This is a genomic window from Pseudomonas sp. SDO524_S393 (assembly GCF_054071875.1).
Map to the genome: position 1 here is coordinate 47,310 of NZ_JBSVVZ010000011.1, position 25,707 is coordinate 73,016.

The following is a 25,707-nucleotide window of genomic DNA, read 5'->3' on the forward strand; positions in this document are numbered from 1 at the left end:
AACATGATGCATCAAGCATCAAAACTATTGCGTATCGAGGGTCTGTTGATGAGCGAGAAAAAAACGCTGCTGCTGACGGGTGCCAGTCGAGGCATCGGGCATGCCACCGTCAAATACTTCAACGCGGCGGGCTGGCGGGTATTCACCGCCTCTCGCCAAAGTTGGGGCGCTGAATGCCCGTGGGCAGACGGTCAGGAAAATCACGTTCACCTTGACCTGGAAGATATTGGAAGCCTCGAAGCCGGTATCGAACTGATCAAGGAAAAGCTCGGTGACGGCAAACTTCACGCCCTTGTCGATAACGCGGGTATCAGCCCGAAAGGACCGTCTGGCGGCCGACTGGGTGTGCTGGAAACCGACTATGCGACGTGGATGCAGGTGTTCAACGTCAATCTGTTCTCTACCGCATTGCTTGCCCGCGGCCTGTTTGCGGAACTGAAAGCGGCGCAAGGCACCATCATCAATGTCACCTCCATTGCCGGTTCCAGGGTGCACCCCTTCGCAGGCGTGGCTTACGCGACGTCGAAAGCCGCCTTGTCAGCCCTGACTCGGGAAATGGCTTATGACTATGGCCAGCATGGCATCAGGGTCAATGCGATAGCGCCGGGTGAGATTGAAACATCCATTCTTTCCCCTGGCACCGAAGTCATCGTCGAACGCGATATTCCAATGCATCGACTCGGTAAGCCCGAGGAAGTGGCGTCGCTCATTTATTTCCTCTGCACCAACGGTGCTTCCTACATCAATGGTGCCGAAATCGAAGTCAACGGCGGTCAGCACGTCTGAATCGTCCGCCATCGTCCTCCCCTCTTCATCAACTGGAGTTCTGTATGAATTTGCGAGATAGCCGTCTGTTCCGCCAACAAGCCTATATCGCCGGCGTCTGGAGCGAAGCGGACAACGGGCAAACCATCAAGGTCAATAATCCGGCAACGGGCGAGATCCTGGGAAGCGTGCCTAAAATGGGGGCCGACGAAACCCGGCGTGCCATCGAGGCAGCCGAGAAAGCCTTGCCGGCCTGGCGTGCCTTGACGGCCAAGGACCGTTCGACTGTATTACGTCGCTGGTTCGAGTTGATCATGGCGAACCAGGATGATCTCGCCCGCTTGATGACGCTTGAACAGGGCAAACCGCTGGCTGAAGCGAAAGGAGAAATCGCCTACGCGGCGTCTTTCATCGAATGGTTCGCCGAAGAGGGCAAGCGCGTTTACGGAGACATCATTCCCGGTCATCAGCCAGACAAACGCTTGCTGGTCATCAAGCAACCCATCGGAGTGACCGCGGCCATTACACCGTGGAACTTCCCCTGCGCGATGATTACCCGCAAGGTCGGGCCGGCCTTGGCTGCCGGTTGTACCATGGTGATCAAACCGGCCAGCCAGACGCCGTTTTCAGCCCTTGCGCTGGCAGAACTCGCTGCGCGTGCCGGTATTCCTGCAGGCGTTCTCAGCGTGGTCACCGGCTCCGCTGCGCAGATCGGCGCGGAACTGACCAGTAACCCGACCATCCGCAAACTGTCGTTCACCGGCTCGACGGAAATCGGCCGCCAATTGATGGCCGAATGCGCGAAGGACATCAAAAAAGTATCGCTTGAGCTCGGCGGCAACTCACCTTTTATCGTCTTCGCAGACGCCGACCTGGATGCAGCGGTCGCCGGTGCCCTGACCTCCAAATACCGCAACGCCGGGCAGACATGCGTCTGTGCCAACCGCCTGTATATCCATGACAGCGTCTACGACGAATTCGCCGATAAATTGCAGGCAGCCGTCGCCGCACTGCGTTTGGGCAATGGCCTTGACGAAGGCATCACCACGGGGCCGCTGATCGACGAGAACGCCGTGCTCAAAGTTCAGGAGCACATCGCCGACGCCCTCAGTAAAGGCGCGCGCGTCATTACGGGGGGTCAACCTCATGCGCTCGGCGGGACTTACTTCGAACCGACCATCCTTGTGGATGTCCCCAAGAACGCCCTGGTCGCCCGCGAAGAAACCTTTGGTCCATTGGCGCCGTTGTTCCGCTTCAGCGACGAGGCGGATGTGATTGCGCAAGCCAACGATACCGAGTTTGGTCTGGCCGCGTATTTCTTCGCCCGGGACCTTTCCCGCGTGTTCCGTGTGGCCGAAGCGCTTGAGTACGGCATTATCGGAATCAATACCGGGATCATCTCTACGGAAACGGCACCGTTCGGTGGCGTGAAGTCGTCGGGGCTGGGGCGTGAAGGCTCCAAGTACGGCATCGAAGACTACCTAGAAATCAAATACCTCTGCCTCGGCGGCATCTAACGACTGAAAGGAGTCGCAACAGTGAGTGTCGATATCGATTGCGTTGTCGTAGGTGCGGGAGTGGTCGGCCTTGCCGTCGCACGCGAAATGGCGCTGGCAGGTCATGAGGTGCTGGTCATTGAAGCCGGGGAAGCCATTGGTATCGGCACAAGCTCGCGCAACTCCGAAGTCATCCACGCGGGTATCTACTACCCGCCGGGAAGCCTCAAAGCCCGATTGTGTGTGGAAGGCAGGCATGCGCTGTATGCCTACTGCGAAAGCCACGGTGTCAGTACACGCAGGACCGGAAAACTGATCGTCGCCAAAGACGCAGAACAAATTCGTCAGCTTGAGGCTTTGCTCGAGCGTGGGCAGGCCAATGGCGTAGATGATTTGCAACTGCTGAATCGCGAGCAGGCACTGGCTCTTGAGCCGGAGCTTGAGTGCGTCGCCGCGTTGTATTCGCCCTCAACCGGCATCGTGGACTCGCATGCACTGATGTTGGCACTGCAGGGAGATGCCGAAGCAGCCGGAACCAGCATCGCGTTTTTCTCGCCGCTACTCAGTGCGGAAGTGACCGCCGCAGGTTTCCTTTTGCATGTTGGAGGCGCAGCGCCGATGTCCCTGTCCTGCCGCTTGCTGATCAATGCCGCCGGGTTGCAGGCGCCGGCTTTGGCGAGGCGTATGGAAGGCTTGCCGCAACAAACAGTGCCTCAGGACTACCTGTGCAAAGGCAGTTACTTCAGTTGCTCCAAACGCGTGCCTTTCACCCATCTCATCTATCCCGCGCCCGAAGCTGCCGGCCTCGGTGTACACATGACGGTAGACCTGGGTGGGCAAGCCCGTTTCGGTCCAGATACCGAATGGGTCGAAACCGAGCGTTATGATGTACTCCCCGGCCGCGCGGACAGTTTCTACTCAGCCATTCGCAGCTACTGGCCCGGGCTGCCGGATAACAGCTTGCAGCCGGGGTACAGTGGTATTCGCCCAAAAATCTCGGCACCCGGCGAGCCGGCCCGCGACTTCCTCATCAGCAGTGAACAGGAGCATGGCATCCCCGGGTTGATCAACCTCTTCGGCATCGAATCCCCGGGCCTGACCTCGTGCCTTGCAATCGCCAGGCAAACCAGAGCGCTCATTCAACCCTAGCCACCGCTTTCAGGTACGACAGCACCTACGCGTGGCTGTCGCCGACCGGCTATCGAACAGCAGCGATCAGTGATCGAGTTACTCAACGAAGACATCGTCGCGATCAACACATTGAACGCACAATCCGTTGAGTGTTTGAACTCCACCCTCGCTGCTTGCAATGAACCGGGGCTTCAGTTTTCTCGACTATCGCGGCTCGTAGCCTCGTGTCGGGTCTGAGGCTTCGCTGTGGGAGATAAAACGCGCCGGGGTCGAAGGCTTAAACGACGATTGCGGCGTTACTTTAAAAAATCTCAGCCATCAGGAAACTCCACATAGGCTATGACCTTGCCGAACGGGGCACTCGCCATACCCACCGGCACTGCCATTCCGGTATATCCAGGTACAGGGGCGTTCACGGTCAATACCGTCGCGCCTGGCGACTGATTATCCGCAGCCACAATCAGAAAATACCTGCCGTCGGCTGGAGCAACGCCGGACCATTCGATCACCAACGGATTACGCCCGGCGAGGTGGTCTGCAACCACACTACCCTGCCCATCAACCACCGCCACGCGCGGTTTCAGTATTGTTTTCGAAAACCCGAAACACATGTTATTGCACATTGAAACAACATTGATGACGTAGGCTTGCCCCTTGCGTAATTTGAAATCAAAAACCCGGTAATTACCAAGCGGTTGCTCAATTTCCAGTCGTGGGTCCGTTACTCCGACGCTCCACCGCTCCGGAAATAAGCCACGGTTCACAGGCAAAGGCGTTGACGGAGCAATCTTGATAGCTTGTTCGAACGAGCGGGCTATAGCGGTGTTAGACGAATCCAGCTTCTTCAGGTCAATACCTACAGTATTCGTGCACCCCGAAAGAGCTGAAAGCAAAACAGCAAGAAAAACAAAATACTTAACCATTAGTCCCCCTGGGCGAGTTAGCCAAACAAAGTCAAACCGCATCAAACTTTCTCATTCAGCAAATATCTCTATTCAACCCTTGAGAAAACAATTGGATATTTACATAAAATCCGTCACTTCGCATTACCATATGCTTCAAAATCAATTACATCTAATATCCGCTGCAATTTCTCCGGATCAGCAGCCGCACCAAAATAGTAGCCAAGTATAGTAAAGGCGTCATCAGCCTTTCTCTTAACAACCCAGTAAGGCAGATAAAATTTTCCCTGAAGAATTTCCTCCAACCAAAGTGGCTCAACTTCCGAAAAAATCTCAAAATAAGGTCCATAAACCTCATCAATACTTACCACTACATGACGATCGGATTTTCTATCAAACATAAAATCCTACCCACCTAACCTATTGAATCAAGTATTTTTTGAAGCTTTACTGTATCCACAACCCAGCCAAAGTAGTACTCGTTACCGCCCAGACTCAAAAGAGGTGCTGGCCTTTTTATCCAATATGGTATGTGGTACTTATCATCCAACAAATCTTCGAGAATGCTACTATCCTCAAAGCCGGACACTATTATGTATGGGCCATACACACTATCTTCGAGCACCACAACGCGCGCCCCCAATATTGAATCAATCATAAAATCAATCCCATTTTATATTATTAAACCATTCTAGTTCCTGCTGAGTAGGTGCCCGTTTTTTCCCAGAATTGTCAATTGCCTTTTCGAATTTCACAGGGCGAATGCCGCCTTCGACATACGGATTCGGCTCCGTCTCTTTCACGCGCGTCCTGGTCATGTCAAATGAGGTGCCGTCTTTGTAGGTAATGGTAATACCCGGCTCCCCTGGCTCACCACCTAAGCGGGTTTGATTTTTCGTGACTCTTAATTTGACATTGAGTATTTCTGGTTCAGGAGAAGTACTCCCTTCCTTCGTAGCACCCGGACGCCTGCCGGGTACGATGAAAACACCAGCTTTAACCGCCTCAGCAGCCAAAAGCGTTAACGGCCCACCTCCCTTTGATTTGATTATCGCGCCGATAGTGGCAGTAGATGCAAAATTTACATCTATAAACCAAGCTACTGTTCCTGCGGCAGGATTTCCCTCGTGTCGTAGCTTTGAGATCAAATCTACGGACTTTTGATAGTCTTCGGCAAGCTGAATAGAAATTGCCCGGCATTGGTCGGGAGATCTGATACAAAGCTCATCCAGCTCGGCATCTCTCTTCGCACTCAGCGCATTATAGCGATCTTTTACCTCCTGCTTCTCAGCCTCAGTTTGTTTGCTTTCAATCTCCCGAAGCATTTCTTTGACTTCTTCGTGATAAAGATAGTTAAACGTTGTCGCCTTCTGAGCAATCACCGAGCCTGCATTGAGATCCCCCCCGACAGCGGCCGCTCCCACCAGGCCGGTAAGCTGAGAAAGCACCAACTGCAACTCTTTATTTTTTCCGGCTATGGCCGCCATTCCGTTGATCAAGGCTTCGTTTAGCCCTGCCGCTGCGGCTCCCGTTTTAAAATCGCTTCCAGTCAGCTCTGCCAGTAGACCGCCCATGATCGCGTGAGCAGCAATTTTCTGAACACTTCCATTTGGGAAAGTAATGGTGTCGCCGACCCAATTGAAGCCGGTGGCCATAGCCATATTCCCAGCCTCCCCGAGCAAGGCAGCATTGAAATTGCTGCCAAAACTACCACCACCTATGGCCGTCGAGATTCCGCTGGTAATCAGTGCTCGCCCAACTACCCTGGTAGCTGCGTCAGTCGCGCTACTCCAATGGAAAATGTCCTGGGAGCTATTAGTCGTGCTCAGTGCGGAACCTGTAGAAGGCTGGACACCTTGTGCAACTGTGCCGGCCTTATCAGCGGCCGCAAACCAATTGTCGTTGGCGTAATCCAGCATCCCAGCAGTGAAGCCCGCAATTGCCGCATTTTTCAGGCTACCCGCGCTGAACGTTTCCTTCACTGCTAACCCAAGATTTCCCTTGTTATCAATGGTACTTGTGACTGCCGTAGTACTCAGGCTTGTCGCCACGGCCAAGTTGGCGCCCTGTAACCCGAAACCTGCTGGGCCGAGGATGAAGGACATCAAGATTGCGATGGCAATCTTTGCACCTGCACCCAACCCAGAAGACTCGTACTTGAAGCTATCGTGGATTTCTTTGACCTGACGCCAATCTATGTCGCCGCGGGCCTCCGCCTGCTTCATCCAAGCGAGACTTGGGTCGGCCTGGACCATCGCATCGATAGTCTGACTTACGCTCTGTTGATCAACTTGTTTAATGTCAATGCGAATGCCTTCGGCAGCTTTGATGACAAGCTTGCCTTGAGCAATAAGAGCGCTTTGTCGAAGAGTTTCATCTGTTCTCCCCTCGCCCTTCATCTTGTACCAAGCCAAGTCACCTTTACTCTTGGTGTGGCTTTCATCGTGTAAATCCTTCACGCCTTCAAATACGATGCGACCACCACTATCCAACGTCAGGTCTTTACCGCTATTCAGTGTTGCCACTTGATAGTGCTGATCGCCACCGCTCTTGAGCGTAAGATCGCCGCCGGTCTTAATTTCACTACCTACGTTCGTGTTTTGCGTTATTTCGTCGCGCTTCGCCGCGTTGCTTCCCCAGCTCCCTTTCTTTTTCATATCGTAGAGGGAATGATCGCGGTCCTGCTCTGCAAGCAGATTTAGCTTGTTTGTCGCGACCAGATAGGCTTCCTGCCCAGCGATTAGCTTGCTCGACACCATCGACAGATCATTACGCGCAGTGACATTGACGTCACCGCCCGCATTTATCGTTGTGGACTGTTGTTTGACATGATCCTCTTCCTGGCTAACTTTTTTCCCGCTGCGTTTGTAACGGTATTCACTCGATGCTTCATTGGCTGCGGCAAGTAAGCTCACGTCGTTGCCCGAAAGATTGATATCGCCTTCGGCTGTTACATTGCTAGCAACGATCGCCAAATCTTTCGTGGCGGCGATTTCCAAATCCCCACCGACCCTGACCTCACTGGCATGCTGAACCGTCTGGCTTTGCTCCCAGAAATGCCGCTTATCCTGGCGCATCGACCCGGTCTCTTCGCGAGCCGCCGCGATAACAACATCCTTGCCTGCGCTCAGGTCTGCATTGTTTCCAGCAGTAATGGCGCCGCCTACGTTGAGTAGGTCACCACCCGCGTGCATCGTCAGATCGCGCCCGGCTTCTACCCGCGCAGCGCTATCGACGACAGCCGTCTTTGAGCTGAACCCTTTTCCACTGTTCTCAACCGTGGTGATGGTTCGATCATTGCGGATATCCCCCGTGAGCGTACTCAGTTCGACATCCTTACCCTTGAGGATGCCGCCCTGCATGTTCACCAGGTCCTTGCCCGCAACCAGCTTGAGCTTTTCTCCTGCCTCGGCCAGACGGGTGTTCACCAGGTTATTTCCCGCTGCCACCGACAGGCTGTCACTGGCGCGCAAGGTCCCGGCGTTCTTCAGGTCGGCGCCGGCGATCAGCGTCACATCCTTGCCCTGGATCAACGCACCATCCGCCGTCAGGCGGTTGTTCGCCTGGGCCATGTACAACACGGGCACCAGCACGTGCTCGCCATTGACCACCTGGTCTTCCATCCAGACGATGTCGTGGGTCAGTGCGGCGACTTGTTGTGGCGTGAGGGTCACGCCGACGGCCAGGTTGAGTTGTTCCTTGCTGGCGATGGCGTTGTTCATCAGGTACTTGAACATGCCCTCATCGGTGGTCTGGCCATCGATAAAGCGCTGGCCCGTACGGGCAGTGACGGCTTGCTGGACCAGGCGTTGCTCGTAGAGGCCGTCTCCCAGGCGTTTCCAGCTGGTTTCCGGGTCATAGCCGAGATGGCCGAGCAGGTAGTCCGAGCTCATGAATTGCTTGAGGTCGGTGAAGGCCGAGTTGGTTTCCACCAGGTATTTGGGACCGACGATCACTCGGCTGGCATCCGAGCCCTGGATGCTGGCCTTGCTCAGGTCCTGGCTGTTTTTGGCAGCAGCGGCGCTGTCGACTACGTGGAACAAGCCGTTCGTACCGCTCGGCAATGTGAAGCCCGGCAGTGTGGTCGGATTGACTTGTTGCTGTGCCAGGTCCGGTGGCAGTTGTGGGTTCAGCACGACCACGGCGGGCTTGTTCACCGCAGTGGCGCCGCCCTTGTCGGTGACGGGAGCCGGCGGCGTGAACTGCACGATGCTGCTGTTTTCCAGCTGCTGGCTAGCCTGGATGCTTACATTGCCGCCCGCTTGAATCACCGAGGCAATGGGCGTACCCGGAGTCACAGTGGTGGTATCACCTACCAGGCTGAAGGAATTGAGCGCACCTACCGGTAATACCTTGGGGTTGGGTTGTGCATTGTAGGGATAGATCCAGTTCGCACGAAAGCGCTCGTCCGTACCGTCGGTAATACGCCCGGTGTTCCAGGTGCGCGTGCGTGTACTGGTGCCGGTGGTAGCGCCGATGTTGGCGAAGTTGTCGGCGGTGATCAGCAGATCCGCGGCCGAAGCCATGGTGCTGTATTTGTTGAGCACGCTGGACCCGTCAATGGTCAATTTGGCGCCACTCTGGATCGAGGAACTGGCCGAATCGGTCACCACTACACTTTTGGAAACTTCGTGCGCCACGTAGTCGACGTTGTGGTGGTCCCCGCCGCAGTCGTAACAGGTCACGCTGAGATAGCCCGACACCGCCTCGTCGACGGTGCTGAATACGTCCTTGCGGTTGATGACGCTGTCGCTGCGCACCAGCACGTCGTTGGTGGCTTCAATATGGCTGGAGATGTTTTCCAACGACGCACTGCGTGCCACGCCGTCGCGCGCCATCATGCTCAGGCCGCCCAGGCTGTAGATATCGGCGTAGTAATTGGTCAGGTTCTTGAAGCGCAGCGCCATGTCAGTGCCGCTGAAGATCAGGCCGTGGTCATTGCGCACGGCTTCGGCGTTCAGATCCACCTTGCCGGCACCGCCGAGGGTACCGGTGTTGATGACGTTGGTCGCGGTCAGGGAGAACGCCCCGCCACTGGTGATGCGCCCGGCATTGGTCCAGGTGTCGCCCTGACCGGTGAAACGCTGGCTGGCGGCAAGCTTGCCGGTAGCGGCCTGGTTGAACTGGCCTACGGTGACGTTCAGTACATCGGCCTGAACGTCGGTGCTGTTGTCCCACTTGGCCGCATCGATGGTCAGTGTGCCGGCAGTGGCAATGCTGCCGCCGATGTTGCTGAACTTCGCCAGATCGACGCCAAAGGTCCCGGTGCCGACGTGCTGGATGTTGCCCCCCGTATTATTGAAGCTGGCCATGCGCAACGAGACGTCATGGTTAGCAGCTTCGATCATGCCGCTCTGGTTATCCAGCAACTGCGCACTGGCCACGCTGGCGGTGCCTTGTTGGCCCAGGGAACGCAACTTGCCGTTCTGGTTGTTGATGGAGGCGGCGTCGATCAGCAAACCGCTGCTGCCCTCGACCAGGCCCGACTGGTTGTTCAGTGCGCCGGTCAGGCCGAAATCGATGGCGTCGCCGGCCGCGCGGCCTTGGGTGTTGTTGAGGTCGTAAGCGCGTACCACCAGCTGTTGCTTGGCCAGCAAGGCGCCGCCCTGGTTGTCGAGGGTGGCGCTGGTGATCAGGGCATCGCCATTCAGGGCAGACACTTGGCCGCCGTTGTTGAGCACGGCCTGCTGGGCACCGAGGTCGAGCGACTGAGCCTGAATCAGCCCCGCCTCTCCGGGCGTACTGAGCGACTTGCCGTTATCCAACACTGTCGCCAGGGTGGTCTTGAGCTTGCCCGCGACACTCGCCAAAACGCCGCCACGGTTATCGACGGCCTTGGCATCGATGTTCACGTCATCGGTCTGAGTGATGATGCTGCCATCCTGGTTGTTCAATTCCTCGCTCAAGGTTGCAGTGATGCCGCTCTGGCTGAGCAGGCTGCCGGTGGTGTTGTCCACCGCACCGCCGCTGATCGTCAGACCCTGCTGGGTGCTGATGATGCCTTTGCCGGTGTTGATCAATTGCTGGTGGGCCGTAAGGCTCATGGCATTGGCGGACGCGATGTAGCCGTCACTGCTGTTATCGAGGGTGTCGGCTACCAGCGTGAGCCGGCCCTGGCTGATCAACTTGCCGGCTTGCTGGCTGAACGTTTTGGCTGTGGCGAGGATGTCTCCCTGACTGGTGATTCGGCCCTTGGTGTTATCGACGGCGGTGCCGCTCAGGGTCAGTGCACCTGTGGCGCTGAGCTTGCCGTTGCTGTTGTCGAGGCTGGCGACATCCAGGCCGAGCGTGTCCTGGCTACTGATGACGCCATCAGTGTTTTTCACCACCGCAGCGTTCAGCGTTTGCTCCCCGCCGCTGGCGAGCGTGCCTTTTTCTCGGTTATCGAGCGTGCCGCCGAGGGTGGTCTTGATCGCCCCCTGCCCCGTCAACGTGCCGCCACGGTTGTCCAGATCCTGCGCGCCAAGCGTCAGGCGGGCGTTGGCCGATAGCGTGCCCGCCCGGTTGTCGAGGGCCTCGGTGGCAGTTACGTTGAGGTCACGGCTGGCGATAACACTCTGACCACGGTTATCGATGTGCCTGGCGGTGAGCGTTACATCGCCGGTCTGATTGCGACTGTTGTCGGGGGCGACCCCGGCCTCGATCAAGCCCAGGTTGGTGAGCTGGCCGTTGCTGGCCAGCATGATGCCGTCTCGGGCTGCGATGGAACGGCGATTGATCAGTGCGTCCTGAGTCGTCGCGTCGACATGGGTACCTGCGTAGATGGCTTCACGAGCGTCCAGGCTCTGTGCCTTGATCACCACCGCGTCAGCCGCCGTGGCCTGCACCAGGCTTAGTTGCCCATTGGCGTCGAGCTGAATATCGCCACCGCTGGCAACCATCTTGCCGTCGAGCTTCACCCCTACGCCGGCTTCGGTACCCACCAGTTTGATAGTCCCCGCGTACATGCCGCCGAGGGCCGAGGAATCGATGGCCAGTTGCGGTGCGGTCGCCGGGTCAGCGGCACGTGCCGTAGTTTTCAGGGTCTTGGCATCGACGTCGTTGGCGCCGGCGATGATCGTCAGGTTCTTGGCCTGGATCTCGGCATTGAGTTTGGCCGAGCGGGTGATGATTTCGAATCGGTCGATATTGTTGGCGTTAAGTCCGGCGCCTTCGATGGAGACGCTGCCTTGATCGACTTGATAGCGCCCGACTTGGCCGTTTTCAATCACCGCTTTACCGGTGGTCAGCGTCGCCTGTGGCGTGTTGATGAACCCGCAGCCGTTGCAGGTGATGCCGTAGGGGTTGGCCACGATCACATGGGCCGACTGCCCCGCCACTTCGGTATAGCCGCGCAACTGGCTCGGGCTGCCGCCGTTGACTTCGTTGAGGATGGTGCTGGCGGCGCGACCGTTGAAGTTACTGTTGCCGAGAATGATCCCGCCCAGTTGCGTGGACTCGGTGCGGTTCGTCGAGTTATTGAGGATGACGCCGTTGGCGCCAACGTTGTAATCCTTGAACTGGTTATGCGACAGCCCGCTGCCATTCGGCGCAGCGATATTGACGATGGGCACGCCATTCGCCGCCTGGCCCAAACCGGTGCCGGGTGCGCTGACCACAATACCGTCCGCCTGGGCCAGCAACGGCTGCCAGAACAGGGCGTTGGCCAGCACCAATGCCAACCCGCGCTTGGGCAACCCGAGGAAGTTGGAGCGGTTTTTCAGGGCTGCAGAAGGTTGGCGCGCGAGGAAGGCGAACTGGCGAACGTCCATGTGATGTCTCGATGCCCAGAAGGCGGTAAAAATTTAAAGGAAGAAATCCAGGCGGAAATAGATCGGTGCTTCACGCTCGGTGATCGGCCCCGGTCGTTCCAGAGAGTGTGCGAAGGTCACGGTAGCGGCGACGTTCTGGCCACGGGCGAACAGGTCGAGCGAGTTGCTGCTCATGCGCCCATGTTGCTCGGCGTTGTAGCGGCCATGGCTGATCACGCCCTGGTCGTAACCGAGGCTGGTGCCGTACTCGCTGAACACCGTCTGCGCCCAGGCCCAGGTCACCGGACGGCTCCAGCGCAGATCGTTGCGCCAGTAGCCGCCGCTGTCGCCACTGAGTGTCTGGTCCTTGTAACCACGAATCGACGACTGCCCGCCGAGGCTCATGCGCTGTGGGCTGAACAGCACGTCTTCGCTGCGCTGGCCGGTCATCAGGCTGCTGAAGCTGAATGACTCGCCCCATAGCTTGAACGGGTACAGGTAGCTCAGCGTCGCGGTGTATTTACGGTAGCGCGCATCCGGCTGGCCCGGTCGTGGGTTGTGATTGGCCTGGGCGTCGAACGCGCCGATGCCATCTTGCATGCCCAGGTCGATGTTGACGAAAGAACCGCCAATGCGTCGTCCATGGTTGATGCCGAACTGCGCTTCGCTGAGACGGTTGCTGCTCAGGGCGAGCTTGCTGTCTTCAATAAAGTTATTGGTGCGCAGGTAGGCCACGCCGGTGCTGAGGGAGGTCTTGCTCAGCGAGTCGCGGTGGATTACCCGCTCCAGGCGCAACTGGTGGTTCTGGCTGTCGCCGGACTGCTTGAAGTTGAACCCGCTGGCCTGGGCCAGGGAGCGGTACTCGGACTCGCTGTAGCTGTAAGTGAGGTTCCACCAGCCAAACGGCAGGCTGTAATTGAGCATCGAATTGCGCGAGGTTTTCTGGTGATCGCTGACCGCATCATGGCCGCCGCGCAGGGACAGTTGGTCGGCCAGGCCCAGCGGGTTGTCCCAGTCCAGGCTCGCGCCCCACTGCTGTTTGCCGGTGCTGCGCTGGCCGCCGTTATGCCGTGACAACCCGACGCGCCAGGGTTTTTGCGGGGTGTTTTTGACCAGCACTTCACTGCCGCCCACCGCGTTGCCTGGCGTCAGTTCCATCTGCGCCTGGTTCGACGGCAAACGGTTCAACTGGTCGACCATCTGCTCGATTTCCCGCAGGTTGAGCAAGTCACCCGGTTTGCCCGGAAAACTCATGGCCAATTGGCGATCAGTGATGCCACTGCCCTCCGCGCCTTTCAGCCCTTCCAGCTTGCCCTCCACCACCAGTACCTTGAGGTGGCCGCTGGACAGGTCCTGCTGCGGCAAGTAAGCGCGGCTGGTGACCAGGCCCTTCTCGATATAGAGGTCGGTGATGACCTTGAGCAATTCATTGAGCTGCGGCACGCCCAGGCACTGGCCCATATAGGGCTTGAGCAGGCTGGTACGCTCGCCTTCAGACAGTGCGTCGGCGCCAGTGAGCTCGATGGTTTTGATGGGGAAGCAACGGGTGTCGGCTGGCGCCGTTGGCGTGGCGGGGGCAGCGGTTTTACCGGGCAGATCCTTGAGTTCTTCGAGGCGGCGCTGTTGCTCTTCGAGCAGACGGTCCTGGCGGTCGCGAATCAGGTCGGTGATGCCCGGTGCGTTCTGCGCAGGCGCGGCGTGGCCCAGACCGGTAATGCCCAGGCAAAAAAAAGCGGACAGCAGGCACAGCCTGGTCCGACGTACACAACGCCACATTTTTCAGATCCCTCTAGATGGCACCGTGCCATTAATGGGCGGCGATCTTAGGGTGGCGTTTTGATGGCGTCAACAAAATGTACAAATTTGTTTCAGCCTTGTATTGAGCAGTGGTTAACGGTGAGTCGCAGGATTAGAGCCGGTTTCAGCGGGTCACGCTGCGCGCTTTGATCCCCCTGGAAAAATCCAAGGCAAAAAAAAGCCTGCATCGCTGCAGGCTTCTCTTTATGTCGCTATCTGGCTCCACGACCTGGACTCGAACCAGGGACCCAATGATTAACAGTCATTTGCTCTACCAACTGAGCTATCGCGGAATGCGCCGTATGTTACTGATTAAAAAGGACAAGTCAAGCGCAACCTGAACGTTCGGTGGATTATCCGGATGGTCGGTCCCTACCCCTGCGGCGGGCTGGCCATTTCCTTGGCCAAATCCAGCCAGGCGCGGGCGGCGGGTGGCAGGTGGGCGCTGGCGCGCCAGGCCAGGGCGATGTGCCAGTCGGTGTGGGGTTCGTCCAGGGGAATCAAGGCAATGCCGGGGTGCTGATGCTTGTGCGCCAGCATGCGCGGCAAGAACGCAACGCCCAGCCCTGCCGATACCAGGTCGACAATAAAGTCGATCTGCCCGCTGCGTGCCGTCACGCGCGGGGTCACGCCTTTGCGTTCGCAGGCCGCGAGGATCTTGGCGTTCAGCGCGAAGCCTGCCTCGAACAAGATGAACGGCGTGTCCGCCAACCCGGTGAAATCGATGCGCTTGCGCCGCGCCAGCGGATGGCTCACCGGCAATACCACCATCAGCGGTTCGTTGCGCACCGGCTGGTAGTCGAATCCTTCGTCCACCGGCAATAACAGCGCCGCCAGGTCGACTTCCCCCGCTTCCAGGCATTCACGCAGTTTTTTGCTGCCGTGTTCGGTGAGTTCGATATCGATGTCGGGATAGCGGCTGCGGTAAGTGGCGAACATCGCCGCGAACAACACGCCACACCCCACCGGCGGCAGGCCGATGCGCAACTGGCCGCGCTTGAGGCCACGCAGGTCGTTGATCTCGGCAATCAGGTCGGTGCGCTCGGCCAGCAGCACCAGTGCGCGACGGTAGGCAATTTCGCCGGCAGCGGTAAGTTCGTTCTTGTGGCCCAGACGATTGAGCAACGGCGTGCCCAGTTCGTCTTCCAGGGTCTTGACCGCCTTGCTGACCGTGGACTGGGTGAGCGAGACCACCTCGGCCGCCTGGGAAAACCCACCCTGGCGCACCACTTCGACAAAGGCACGCAGTGTTCTCAGGTTCATCCGTATTCCTTTTTCGACTTGGATGTAGCGATAAAAGTTGTTTTTATCATGACACAACTTTACCTATCGTGAGCCCACCTTGACCCGTGGAGACAACGCTTATGATCATCTCGTCCGCATCCGACTACCGTGAAGCCGCCCGGCGCAAATTGCCGCGTTTTCTGTTCGACTACATCGACGGCGGCGCCTACGCCGAACACACCTTGCGCGCCAACAGCGCCGACCTCTCGCAGATCAGCCTGCGCCAGCGCATCCTGCGCAACGTCGACAGCCTCAGCCTGAAGACCACGCTGTTCGGCCAGGAACAGGCGCTGCCGATCATCCTCAGTCCCGTGGGCCTTACCGGCATGTATGCGCGGCGTGGTGAGGTACAGGCGGCCAAGGCGGCGGCGGCCAAGGGCATTCCGTTCTGCCTGTCGACCGTGTCGGTGTGTTCGATTGAAGAAGTGGCGTCGCAAAGCCCGCAATCGATCTGGTTCCAGCTCTACGTGCTGAAGGATCGCGGCTTCATGCGCAACGCCCTGGAGCGCGCGCAGGCCGCCGGCGTGACCACGCTGGTGTTCACCGTCGACATGCCCACCCCCGGCGCGCGCTACCGGGATGCACACTCGGGCATGTCCGGCCCCTTTGCGGCGTCACGGCGCATCCTGCAAGCCACCACCAAGCCGGACTGGGCTTTCAACGTCGGCATCCTCGGTCGCCCCCATGACCTGGGCAACATCTCCAAGTACCTGGGCAAAGCCACCACCCTGGAGGATTACGTCGGTTGGTTGGCGAACAACTTCGACCCGTCCATCAGTTGGAAAGACCTGGAGTGGATCCGTGACTTCTGGAAAGGCCCGATGATCATCAAAGGCATCCTTGATCCGCAGGACGCCAAGGATGCCGTGAGTTTCGGCGCCGACGGCATCGTGGTCTCCAACCATGGCGGCCGCCAGTTGGACGGCGTGCTGTCCACCGCCAAAGCCCTGCCGCCGATTGCCGATGCGGTGGGCGATGACCTCACGGTGCTGGTCGACTCCGGCATCCGTTCCGGGCTGGACGTGGTGCGCATGCTCGCTCTCGGTGCCAAGGCGTGCCTGCTGGGACGCGCGACCGTCTACGCGCTGGCCGCCGAGGGCCAGGCCGGTGTGGAGAACATGCTGGAGATCTTCGCCCAGGAAATGCGCGTGGCTATGACCCTCACCGGGGTCACGGCCATCGAACAGATCGACCGCAGTACCCTGGTCTAACCCTGCTGCTCGACGATCCCGCGCGCCTTGAGTTGGGCCAGTTGCTCCAGCGACAAGCCCAACCGCTCACCGAGAATAGCGTCGGTGTGTTGCCCCAGCATGGGCGCGGGCCGCACATATTCCACCGGAGTGCCGGACATCTTGATCGGGCTGCCGACCATGGCGAAATCCGGGTTCTTCGGGTGGGGGATTTTCACCATCAGGTTTCGCGCAATCACCTGGGGCTCTTCCAGGGATTGAGCGATGGAGTTGATCGCCCCCACCGGCACTTTCGAGGCGTGAATGCATGCCACCCATTCATCGGCACTGCGTTCCAGGAAGTGCGCCGACAGCAACGCAACGATTTCTTCGCGATGGGCCACACGGTCGGCATTGCGCCGAAAGCGCGGGTCTTCCGGCAAGTGCGGCAGGCCGATGCTCTGGCACAGCGCAATGAATTGACTGTCGTTGCCGCAGGCGATGATGAAATCGCGGTCGGCCGCGCGGAACACCTGGTAAGGCACGATGTTGGCGTGGGCATTGCCATACCGCTGCGGCACCTTACCCGAGGCCAGGTAGTTCATGCTCTGGTTGGCCAGGGTCGCGACCTGCACATCCAGCAACGCCATATCGATATGCTGACCGACGCCGGTACGCTCCCGACTGAGCAGCGCAGCCTGGATCGCCACGGTGGAATACAGGCCGGTCATCAGGTCGGAAAACGCCACGCCGACTTTTTGCGGACCGCCGCCCGGCAAATCATCGCGCTCGCCGGTGATGCTCATCAGGCCGCCGATGCCCTGGATAATGAAGTCGTAACCCGGCTCTTCGGCACGCGGGCCGGTCTGACCGAAGCCGGTGATGGAGCAATACACCAGACGCGGATTGATCTCGGCCAAGGTCGCGTAGTCCAGGCCGTAGCGAGCCAGGGAGCCGGCTTTATAGTTCTCGATCAAGACATCCGAGCTGGCCGCCAGCGCGCGGATCAATTCCTGGCCTTCGGGGCTGGCCAGGTCGATGGCCACGGATAATTTGCCGCGATTGGTCGACTGATAATACGAAGCCTCGCCGGACGATTCGCCGGTCTCGGCCTTCATCCATGGCGGGCCCCAGCTACGGGTGTCGTCGCCGCTTTTAGGGCGCTCGATCTTGACCACTTCCGCACCGAGGTCGGCCAACACTTGGCCACACCAGGGGCCGGCCAACACACGGCTTAAATCCAGTACCCGCAAACCTGTCAATGCACCCATTGTTCTTGTCCTGTGAGGTTGGGAAATCAGCCGATTGCCGGCTCTTCATGGCGCAGGGAAACCCCCAGCATCGCCCGCCGCCGCAACCAGGGACTGGGGCGATAACGCGGGTCGTGGGTGAGTTCGCTCATGCGCTGCAAAATCGTGAGAATGCGCCGTGGGCCCAGGGCATCGCCCCAGGCCAGCGGCCCGTTGGGATAACCCAGGCCCAGTTGCACGGCCTGGTCGATATCCTCGACGCTGGCAATGCGCTGCTGGGCGATGTCACAGGCCAGGTTGACCACCATCGCCAGCGTACGCTGGGCCACGAAACCCACGCTGTCGCCGATCAGCGTGACGCCCACGCCGTCTGCCGCCAACAAGGCGTGGGCCGCGTCGCGCAGGGTCGCCGAGGTCAACGGGGTTTGCATCAAGGTGCGGTGGCGTGACAGGTCGGTCAGCAGGTCGATGCACAAGGTGCGCGCGGGATCGGTATCGAAACGCACGCAGGCGCTGGTGGCATCGCGGCCATAAGGCGCCAACAGGCACAACGCCGAGGGCGACGGTTGCGCGGTCTGTTCCAGGTGCGCGCCCAGGTCGATCACCAGGGCACTCAAGCGCTCGTAATCTTCACTGTTTTCAGTGGCGATCCACACCGGCGGCAGTTGTTGCACCGTGGGCACGGCCTGGGGTTGGGGCGCGTTGATGAGCTGGCCGTTTTCATAGTGATAGAAGCCCTGCCCGGTCTTGCGCCCGAGGCGCCCGCCCGTCAGCATCTGCCGGGTCAGGGTCGACGGTCTGTAGCGCGGGTCCTGATAGAACTGGTTGTAGATCGATTCCATTACCGGGTGGGACACGTCCAGGCCGGTAAGGTCCAGCAACTCGAACGGCCCCATGCGAAACCCAGCGCCGTCGCGCAGGATGCGGTCGATATCACCCCGCTCGGCGATGCCCTCCTCGAGCATTTTCAGGGCTTCGGTGCCATAGGCACGGCCCGCGTGGTTGACGATGAAACCCGGCGTGTCCTTGGCCCGCACGCCGCGATGGCCGATGCGCGCCACCAGCGCCAATAACGCATCACCGACCGCCGGCGCGGTGGCCAGGCCGTCGATCACCTCCACCACGCGCATCAGCGGCACCGGGTTGAAAAAGTGCAGGCCGGCCACGCGCTCAGGGTGCCGGCAACCGGTGGCGATAGCGGTGACAGACAGCGATGAGGTATTGGTCGCCAGAATGCAATCCGGGCTCACGATGCCTTCCAGCTGTTGCAACAAGCTGCGTTTGGCGTCGAGGTTTTCCACGATGGCTTCGACAATCACATCGCAATCGCCCAAATCATCGAGAACCTCGGCAACCTGCAGGTTGGCCAGCGCCGCGTCCATCACCGATTGGTTGATCTTGCCCTTGCCCACCAACTTGGCAAAGGTGCCGCCGAGGGTGTCCCGGGCGGCTTGCGCAGCGCCGTCGCGGGCGTCGAACAAGCGCACCACCACACCGGCCTGGGCGGCAATTTGCGCAATGCCCGCGCCCATCACCCCCGTGCCCACCAGCCCCATCGTATTCAGGGTATCGGTCATGTTTATTCCCCCCGGTAGTGCGGCGTGCGTTTCTCGAAGAACGCCGCAGCGCCCTCCTTCTGGTCCCTGGAATCGAACAGCAACTGAAAGGCCTTGCGCTCGAGCATCAGCGCACTTTCCAGCGGCAGGTCGGCCCCGCCCAGCATCACTTCCTTGATCTGCTCCACCGCCAGCGGCGGCAGTGCGGCAATCTGCGCAGCCAGTTCCAGGGCACGTGGCAATGTCTGGTCGTCGCTGACCATTTCACTGAGCATTCCCATGGCCAGGGCTTCGGGTGCGCTGACCATGCACCCGGTCAGCGCGATGCGCATGGCCTGGAATTTACCCACGGCGCGTATCAAACGCTGGGTGCCGCCTGCACCGGGCATCAAGCCCAGTTTTACTTCCGGCTGGGCAAAGCGGGCCGACTCGCCGGCCACGATCAAGTCGCAATGCATCGCCAGCTCGCAGCCTCCGCCGAGGGCGAAGCCATTAACGGCGGCAATCACCGGCTTGGGGCAGCGGCTGATGGCTTCCCACAGGTATTCGGTGTGGCGGCGGTACATATCGATGGCGCCCGCACTGGCGAACTCCTTGATATCCGCACCGGCCACGAAGAACTGCTCGCCACCGGTCAACACGATGGCGCGTACATCCTGACGGCGGGCCAATGCGCGAAAATGCTCGGCGAGGGCTTCACGTACCTGGGTATTCAGCGCGTTTTTCACTTCAGGCCGGTGGATACGGACCACGGCCACGCCGTTGTCCTGGACATCGAGGGTCACTACGGATGGGTCAACGCTGGTCACATTCACTCCTGCTGCCTTGTTCTTATCGGTGAATTGCTAGTTTCGCTATGCGAAATAACATTCCGTATTTCAAGATAATCATAAGGACCGGCCCCATGGGTGTAAACGTAAAAACCAGAAAGCCTGCTGAAACGCTGGATAACTCGCTGTTTTAAAGAGATTTATTCAAGCGAAGAATCAAGCAACAACAAGTTGATTAGTTTCGCAGTGCGGAATACTATTTTGTTTTGTTGATTTTATAAAAAAATGAGGATTACCATGCGCCGTCGAAACCCGGGCCCGGACACCACCGAAGTGCCCGCCGACACCACCGCCTTCGAGCACGTGATGATCGATCCGATGAATAACGATGAGGAGGAAGACAAGGACCGCCAGTTCGTCACCGCCTTGTCCCGCGGCCTGGAACTGCTGCGCTGTTTCACGCCGAGCGAGAGCGTGCTGGGCAACCAGGAACTGGCGCGCAAGACCGGCCTGCCGAAACCGACGATCACCCGCATGACCCACACGCTGACCCGTCTGGGTTACCTCAAGCACCTGCCGCAGTCAGGCCGGTACCAGTTGGATGTGGGCGTGATGGCCTTCGGTTACGCGATGTTGTCGAACCTGTCGATCCGCGCCGTGGCTCATCCGTTGATGGAGACCATGGCCAGGTACGCCCAGGCCGCCGTCGCAATGGCCACCCGCGACCGTCTGGATGCGGTGTACCTGGATGTGGTCCAGGGCGAGGCGAACATGACCATGCGCCGCCAGGTCGGTACACGGTTGCCGTTGCACTTGAGTTCAGCAGGCCGCGCCTGCCTGGCAGCGATGCCGGAAAACGAGCGGGATTTCATCCTCGACCATATCCGCCAGCGTCATCTGGAGGAATGGCCGGCGATCCGCAAGGGGCTGGAACGCGCCTTCCGGGACTACACCGATTACGGCTATTGCATGTCGATCGGTGAGTGGCATCGCGATGTCAACGCCATCGCCGTACCACTGCGGCACGCACAACACGGCTTGCTGGCGTTCAACTGTGGCGGACCGAGTTTTCACCTCTCGCGGGAGAAACTCGAAGACGACATCGGCCCGCGCCTCAAGCACATGGTTCACAACATCGAGGCCGCCACCCGCTGACCGGGCAGGTGCATGGCCTCGGCAGATCGACGCTAACAGGCCCGCCGGGCGGGCCGCTGAGGAATGCACATGATTCGAGACGCACAAACGCTCCACATCCTGGTGGACGCCATTGCGCAGTTCGTCAACGAAGCGCTGATTCCGCGGGAACACGAAGTCGCCGATACCGACGAAATCCCGGCGGACATCGTCAGCCAATTCAAGGAAATGGGCCTGTTCGGCCTCACCCTTCCCGAAGCCTATGGCGGCCTTGGGCTGACCATGGAAGAAGAGGTGACCATCGCCTTTGAACTGGGGCGCACCTCCCCGGCCTTCCGCTCCTACTTCGGCACCAACAATGGCATCGGCTCCATCGGCATTCTGCTGGATGGCACCGAGGCGCAAAAAGCCCACTACCTGCCCCTGCTGGCCAGTGGCGAATTGCTCAGCTCGTTCTGCCTTACCGAACCGGACTCCGGCTCCGATGCGGCCTCGCTGAAAACCACCGCCGTGCGCGACGGTGACCATTACGTGATCAACGGCACCAAGCGCTTCATCACCAATGCGCCCCATGCCGGGATCTTCACGGTCATGGCGCGCACCGACGCCACCCTCAAGGGTTCCGGCGGAATCAGCGCGTTTATCGTCGAACGCAACACGCCAGGCCTGTCCCTGGGCAAACGCGACCACAAGATGGGCCAGCAAGGCGCCCACACCAGCGATGTGATCTTCGACAACGTGCGCGTGCCGGCCAGCCAGTTGATCGGCGGCGTCGAAGGCGTGGGTTTCAAGACCGCCATGAAGGTGCTCGACAAAGGCCGCCTGCATATCGCCGCCGTCAGCGTCGGCGCCGCCGAACGCATGTTGAGCGACGCCCTGAACTACGCCATCGAACGCAAGCAGTTCGGCCAGCCGATCGCCGAGTTCCAGCTGATCCAGGCCATGCTCGCCGACAGCAAGGCTGAAATCTACGCCGCCCGTTGCATGGTGCTCGATGCCGCCCGCCGCCGTGATGAAGGCCAGGACATCGGCACCGAAGCCTCCTGCTCGAAAATGTTCGCCACCGAAATGTGCGGCCGCGTTGCCGACCGCTGCGTGCAGATTCACGGCGGCGCCGGCTACATCAGCGAATACGCCATCGAGCGCTTCTACCGGGATGTGCGCTTGTTCCGCCTGTATGAAGGCACCACACAGATCCAGCAGTTGGTGATTGCCCGCAACATGATTCGTGCGGCGCAGCGCTAAAACTATTGCAACCCCCCTACCCAGCGCCCCAACAACTACAAAAAGGTATCGCTATGGAAGTCGCCGCATCGGCGGGTGCGTTGTCGCCCGCAAAAAGCAAATTGTGGATTATCGTTTTCATTTTCTGTTTCCTCGGCCTGTTGATCGATGGCGCAGACCTGATGCTGTTGTCCTATAGCCTCAGCAGCCTCAAGGCCGAGTTCGGCCTGAGCAGCGTCGAAGCCGGCAGCCTGGGCAGCTTCACCCTGGCCGGCATGGCCATCGGGGGGATCTACGGCGGTTGGGCCTGCGACCGCTTCGGCCGTGTGAAAACCGTGGTGTGGAGCATCACGCTGTTCTCCGTCGGTACCGCCGTGCTGGGCCTGACCCACAGCTATTGGCAGTTTGCAGCCACACGCTTTTTCGCCTCCCTCGGCTTGGGCGCGCTCTACGTGGCGTGCAATACGCTGATGGCCGAATACGTGCCGACCCGCTACCGAACCACCGTGCTGGGTACCCTGCAGGCCGGCTGGTCGGTGGGTTACATCGTCGCCACCCTGCTGGCCGGCTGGATCCTGCCCGAGCACGGCTGGCGCTGGCTGTTCTACGTGGCCATCATCCCGGTGATCCTTGCCGTACTGATGCAACGCCTGGTTCCCGAACCCCAGGCCTGGCTCACCGCCCGGGCCGAACGGGCACGCGAGAAAGCCAACGGTGCCCCGCAAGCCCTGAAGAAAAAGCCCGACGGCATGTTCAAACTGATCTTCAGCGACCCGAAGGCCAGCCGCATGTTCCTGCTCTGGGCCCTGACGGCGGGCTTTCTGCAGTTCGGTTACTACGGCGTGAACAACTGGATGCCGTCCTACCTTGAAAGCGAGCTGGGGATGAACTTCAAGTCGATGACCAGCTACATGGTCGGCACCTATGCGGCGATGATCTTCGGCAAGATCCTCGCAGGGCTGGCGGCGGACCGCCTGGGCCGTCGCGCCGTCTTCGCATTCGGCGCCCTGGGCACTGCGATCTTCCTGCCGGTGATCGTGCTGTTCCAGAGTCCCGAGAACATCTTGTGGATGCTGGTGGTGTTCGGCTTCCTGTATGGGATTCCCTATGGCGTCAACGCCACTTACATGACCGAAAGCTTCGAAGCGAAGTTTCGCGGTTCGGCAGTGGGCGGTGCCTACAACATTGGCCGTATCGGTGCAGCAGTGGCGCCGGCGGCCATCGGGTTCCTCGCGTCCCACGGCTCGATCGGCATGGGCTTTTTGGTGATGGGCGGCGCGTACTTCATCTGCGGAGTGATCCCGGCGTTGCTGATTCGCGATAAGCAGTTCGACCCGCAAAAACAGTAAGACACGTCTTACTTGCCAAATAACTGACGTCAGCCTTCAGCGACTGGGATTAGCGATAAAACCAGTCGCTTGATTTATAAGACTTTTTATTTGTTTGAAATCTTTTGGCATGAATCTCGCTCTAACCCTGTTCAAGCAGGTAAAGCGATGACAAGACGTGCGGCGATGGCCAGGGGTTATAAACCTTTGGCAAAGGGGTTTAAACTGTTTCCCAATGTTTTACGGAACTGACGGAACAGTAAGACGCTTGGCACTCGCCACTCTCATCCAGCCTGTAAGACAGTTAAGTGCTTAGAGGCCGTCAGCTTATGAAAACACCGACCCAGACCAACGCAATTGACTTCGACAGTGCCAAATTGCAACGCCTGGGCTTCGGACAGCCGTCCCTCCTCCCCCGCCGCCCCACGAATGTGACCCAGCTTCGCCAGCAACTGGGCCTGCAATTGCAGACCAGCCTGGAGCCGGAGCGAATCCTCGGGTTGTTCTTTCGCGAGATCCAGCGCCTGGTGCCACTGGATGCTTTGCAATACCGCCATGAAGCCAGCGATTTACGCCTGGAGTTCGGCCATCGCGGCCACCACTCGGTCAGCTACACCCTGAGCCACGAAGGCGAGCACCTGGGTGAGCTGATCTTTCGCCGTAACCAACGCCTGGTGGAAGAAGAACTCGGCCAGTTGGAATCCCTGCTGGCGACCCTGCTTTACCCGATGCGCAATGCCCTGCTCTATCGCGCCGCCACGCGCAGCGCCCTGCGTGACCCGTTGACCGAAACCGGCAATCGCATCGCCATGGACCAGACCCTGCAACGGGAAATCGACATGGCACGGCGGCACCTGAGTCCGCTGTCCCTGCTGATGCTGGATATCGATCATTTCAAGACCATCAACGACACCCACGGTCACGCCGCCGGCGATAATGTGCTGCGTGCGGTCGCCGGTGCGATCAAAAGCCAGTTGCGCAATGTGGACATGGTGTTTCGGTTTGGCGGGGAAGAGTTTCTGATCCTGCTGTCCAACACCGGCCGGGAAGCGGCGGCGATGGTCGGCGAACGTCTGCGCCAGGCGGCACAGGCCAAGGATTACTGGGCGGACGGCACACGGATCGAATTGACGGTGAGCCTGGGCTGCTCGACCTTGCTGGCCGCCGAGTCGGCCGAAAGCCTGCTGCGCCGCGCGGACAGTGCGTTGTACGTGGCCAAGCGCGAAGGGCGTAACCGGCTGGCGATGGCGGGGTAAACTCCGAAGGTAAAGGTGGTTGTGTCAAGCGGGCTTGCCACGAACCCGCTCGCCACATCAAGCCCCTCTATAGCAAAAACCCCTTGCCATAGAGGGAGATTACATCAAGCCTCGCTGGCCACCCGTGCCTGGCGCTCACGCACGGCTACCGGCGCTTTTTCTTTTTCAAGGCGCATGCAGCTTTCCAGGAACAGGTACATGTAGTCGTAGCTCTTGCACACCGCCTGGCGCAGCTCGGTCTGCAAGGCCTTGCTCGGGTTCATGCCGGCCAGGGTGCAGATGATTTCCAGGGCTTCCCATGGGTGGGCGTCGTCGTACTGGGCATGCATCTTCAGCCACTTCATCGCACGCTTGCGCTCCTCCTCGGGGAAGGCCGCCGCATACACGCCAGTGGAACACACCACGGCGGACCACTCCCCAGTGGCCCCCTCGATGGCGTAGTTGGTGGCGGCGATAGCGACGATCAGCGAATCCGCCGAGCTGGTGTGCCAGCACCAGTGGCTCAGGGCATGCAGCTCCGGCGGAACGTTCTGCGCCTGCAGGTCTTCCAGGCTGACGCCATGGGCAGCGGCCCAGTTCACCCAGTAGTCGGCGTGGTTGAGTTCCACACGAATATTGCGCATCAGCCACCGGCGCGCCATATCCTCCCCAGGATGGCGGGCAAACTTGGTCTTGGTGAGGTTCTGTGCCATGTACAAGGCAAACTGTTCCACCACGGGCCAACCACCAATCAGGTAGTGACGCAGGGTCTTGTCGCGCATGCGCTGGTACAGTTCGTGCTCGACAACTCGGCGCTTGCTCTCGCTACAGTCCTGGATCAATTGCTGCGCCCAGGCGGGGTAACTCGAGGCTTCCATAAGCGGGCCGGTTCTGTTGAATGTGTCGATCACTGTAGGGCTCCTTTTTTAGTGTGAT

Annotated in this window: 17 protein-coding genes and 1 tRNA gene; 8 read left to right on the top strand and 10 right to left on the bottom strand. The window is 59.4% G+C overall.

The features are described 5' to 3' along the window. The first annotated feature begins 48 nt into the window (after positions 1 to 48). From ACW9IB_RS07405 to ACW9IB_RS07415, 3 genes are read left to right on the top strand one after another with little or no spacing between them, the layout of a single operon-like run. Positions 49 to 786, top strand: coding sequence for an SDR family NAD(P)-dependent oxidoreductase (locus tag ACW9IB_RS07405; protein WP_457413030.1), 738 nt, complete (start codon positions 49 to 51; stop codon positions 784 to 786). Between the two features lie 44 nt (positions 787 to 830). Then, positions 831 to 2,282, top strand: a complete 1,452-nt coding sequence (gabD, locus tag ACW9IB_RS07410) for an NADP-dependent succinate-semialdehyde dehydrogenase (RefSeq protein ID WP_457412995.1) — start codon at positions 831 to 833, stop codon at positions 2,280 to 2,282. A gap of 21 nt (positions 2,283 to 2,303) precedes the next feature. Continuing rightward, positions 2,304 to 3,410 carry an NAD(P)/FAD-dependent oxidoreductase gene (locus tag ACW9IB_RS07415; RefSeq protein WP_457412996.1) on the top strand — a complete coding sequence of 369 codons (1,107 nt, stop codon included), beginning with the start codon at positions 2,304 to 2,306 and terminating at the stop codon, positions 3,408 to 3,410. A gap of 293 nt (positions 3,411 to 3,703) precedes the next feature. On the opposite strand, the gene ACW9IB_RS07420 is transcribed toward ACW9IB_RS07415, so the two are convergent. From ACW9IB_RS07420 to ACW9IB_RS07445, 6 genes are all read right to left on the bottom strand, one after another. Continuing rightward, positions 3,704 to 4,315 carry a hypothetical protein gene (locus tag ACW9IB_RS07420; protein WP_457412998.1) on the bottom strand — a complete coding sequence of 204 codons (612 nt, stop codon included), beginning with the start codon at positions 4,313 to 4,315 and terminating at the stop codon, positions 3,704 to 3,706. Positions 4,316 to 4,428: 113 nt separating this feature from the next. Then, positions 4,429 to 4,695 carry a hypothetical protein gene (locus ACW9IB_RS07425; protein WP_457412999.1) on the bottom strand — a complete coding sequence of 89 codons (267 nt, stop codon included), beginning with the start codon at positions 4,693 to 4,695 and terminating at the stop codon, positions 4,429 to 4,431. 261 nt (positions 4,696 to 4,956) lie between these two features. Beyond that, positions 4,957 to 12,045: a two-partner secretion domain-containing protein gene (locus ACW9IB_RS07430; RefSeq protein ID WP_457413000.1), complete on the bottom strand. Its 7,089-nt coding sequence runs from the start codon at positions 12,043 to 12,045 to the stop codon at positions 4,957 to 4,959. Positions 12,046 to 12,078: 33 nt separating this feature from the next. Continuing rightward, positions 12,079 to 13,800, bottom strand: coding sequence for a ShlB/FhaC/HecB family hemolysin secretion/activation protein (locus tag ACW9IB_RS07435; protein WP_457413001.1), 1,722 nt, complete (start codon positions 13,798 to 13,800; stop codon positions 12,079 to 12,081). 238 nt (positions 13,801 to 14,038) lie between these two features. After that, positions 14,039 to 14,114: transfer RNA gene (locus ACW9IB_RS07440), tRNA-Asn, on the bottom strand. 79 nt (positions 14,115 to 14,193) lie between these two features. Then, complete coding sequence (locus ACW9IB_RS07445; RefSeq protein ID WP_457413002.1) at positions 14,194 to 15,084, bottom strand: LysR family transcriptional regulator; 891 nt, start codon at positions 15,082 to 15,084, stop codon at positions 14,194 to 14,196. Positions 15,085 to 15,185: 101 nt separating this feature from the next. Between ACW9IB_RS07445 and lldD the strand changes: the two genes are divergently transcribed. Continuing rightward, complete coding sequence (lldD, locus tag ACW9IB_RS07450) at positions 15,186 to 16,316, top strand: FMN-dependent L-lactate dehydrogenase LldD (RefSeq protein ID WP_457413004.1); 1,131 nt, start codon at positions 15,186 to 15,188, stop codon at positions 16,314 to 16,316. On the opposite strand, the gene ACW9IB_RS07455 is transcribed toward lldD, so the two are convergent. From ACW9IB_RS07455 to ACW9IB_RS07465, 3 genes are read right to left on the bottom strand one after another with little or no spacing between them, the layout of a single operon-like run. Beyond that, entirely contained in the window at positions 16,313 to 17,545 is a 1,233-nt protein-coding gene (locus ACW9IB_RS07455) for a CaiB/BaiF CoA transferase family protein (RefSeq protein ID WP_457413005.1), read from the bottom strand. The two genes, lldD and ACW9IB_RS07455, sit on opposite strands and share 4 nt — an antisense overlap. Before the next feature lie 26 nt (positions 17,546 to 17,571). After that, positions 17,572 to 19,101: a 3-hydroxyacyl-CoA dehydrogenase gene (locus tag ACW9IB_RS07460; RefSeq protein WP_457413006.1), complete on the bottom strand. Its 1,530-nt coding sequence runs from the start codon at positions 19,099 to 19,101 to the stop codon at positions 17,572 to 17,574. A gap of 2 nt (positions 19,102 to 19,103) precedes the next feature. Further along, positions 19,104 to 19,889, bottom strand: a complete 786-nt coding sequence (locus tag ACW9IB_RS07465; protein WP_457413008.1) for an enoyl-CoA hydratase — start codon at positions 19,887 to 19,889, stop codon at positions 19,104 to 19,106. Between the two features lie 258 nt (positions 19,890 to 20,147). Here ACW9IB_RS07465 and ACW9IB_RS07470 point away from each other — a divergent pair, with 258 nt between their 5' ends. The 4 genes from ACW9IB_RS07470 (at position 20,148) to ACW9IB_RS07485 (ending at position 24,792) form a co-directional block, all read left to right on the top strand. Further along, a complete protein-coding gene (locus ACW9IB_RS07470; RefSeq protein WP_457366000.1) occupies positions 20,148 to 21,005 on the top strand; it encodes an IclR family transcriptional regulator in 858 nt (285 codons plus the stop codon). A gap of 69 nt (positions 21,006 to 21,074) precedes the next feature. Beyond that, positions 21,075 to 22,229 carry an acyl-CoA dehydrogenase family protein gene (locus ACW9IB_RS07475; protein WP_457366001.1) on the top strand — a complete coding sequence of 385 codons (1,155 nt, stop codon included), beginning with the start codon at positions 21,075 to 21,077 and terminating at the stop codon, positions 22,227 to 22,229. A gap of 53 nt (positions 22,230 to 22,282) precedes the next feature. Next, the gene (locus ACW9IB_RS07480; protein WP_457413010.1) at positions 22,283 to 23,557 is read left to right on the top strand and encodes an MFS transporter; all 1,275 of its coding nucleotides are present in this window, start codon (positions 22,283 to 22,285) and stop codon (positions 23,555 to 23,557) included. Between the two features lie 308 nt (positions 23,558 to 23,865). Beyond that, positions 23,866 to 24,792: a GGDEF domain-containing protein gene (locus tag ACW9IB_RS07485; RefSeq protein ID WP_457366003.1), complete on the top strand. Its 927-nt coding sequence runs from the start codon at positions 23,866 to 23,868 to the stop codon at positions 24,790 to 24,792. Between the two features lie 104 nt (positions 24,793 to 24,896). On the opposite strand, the gene ACW9IB_RS07490 is transcribed toward ACW9IB_RS07485, so the two are convergent. After that, entirely contained in the window at positions 24,897 to 25,649 is a 753-nt protein-coding gene (locus ACW9IB_RS07490; RefSeq protein ID WP_457413032.1) for a TenA family transcriptional regulator, read from the bottom strand. Positions 25,650 to 25,707: the final 58 nt, after the last annotated feature.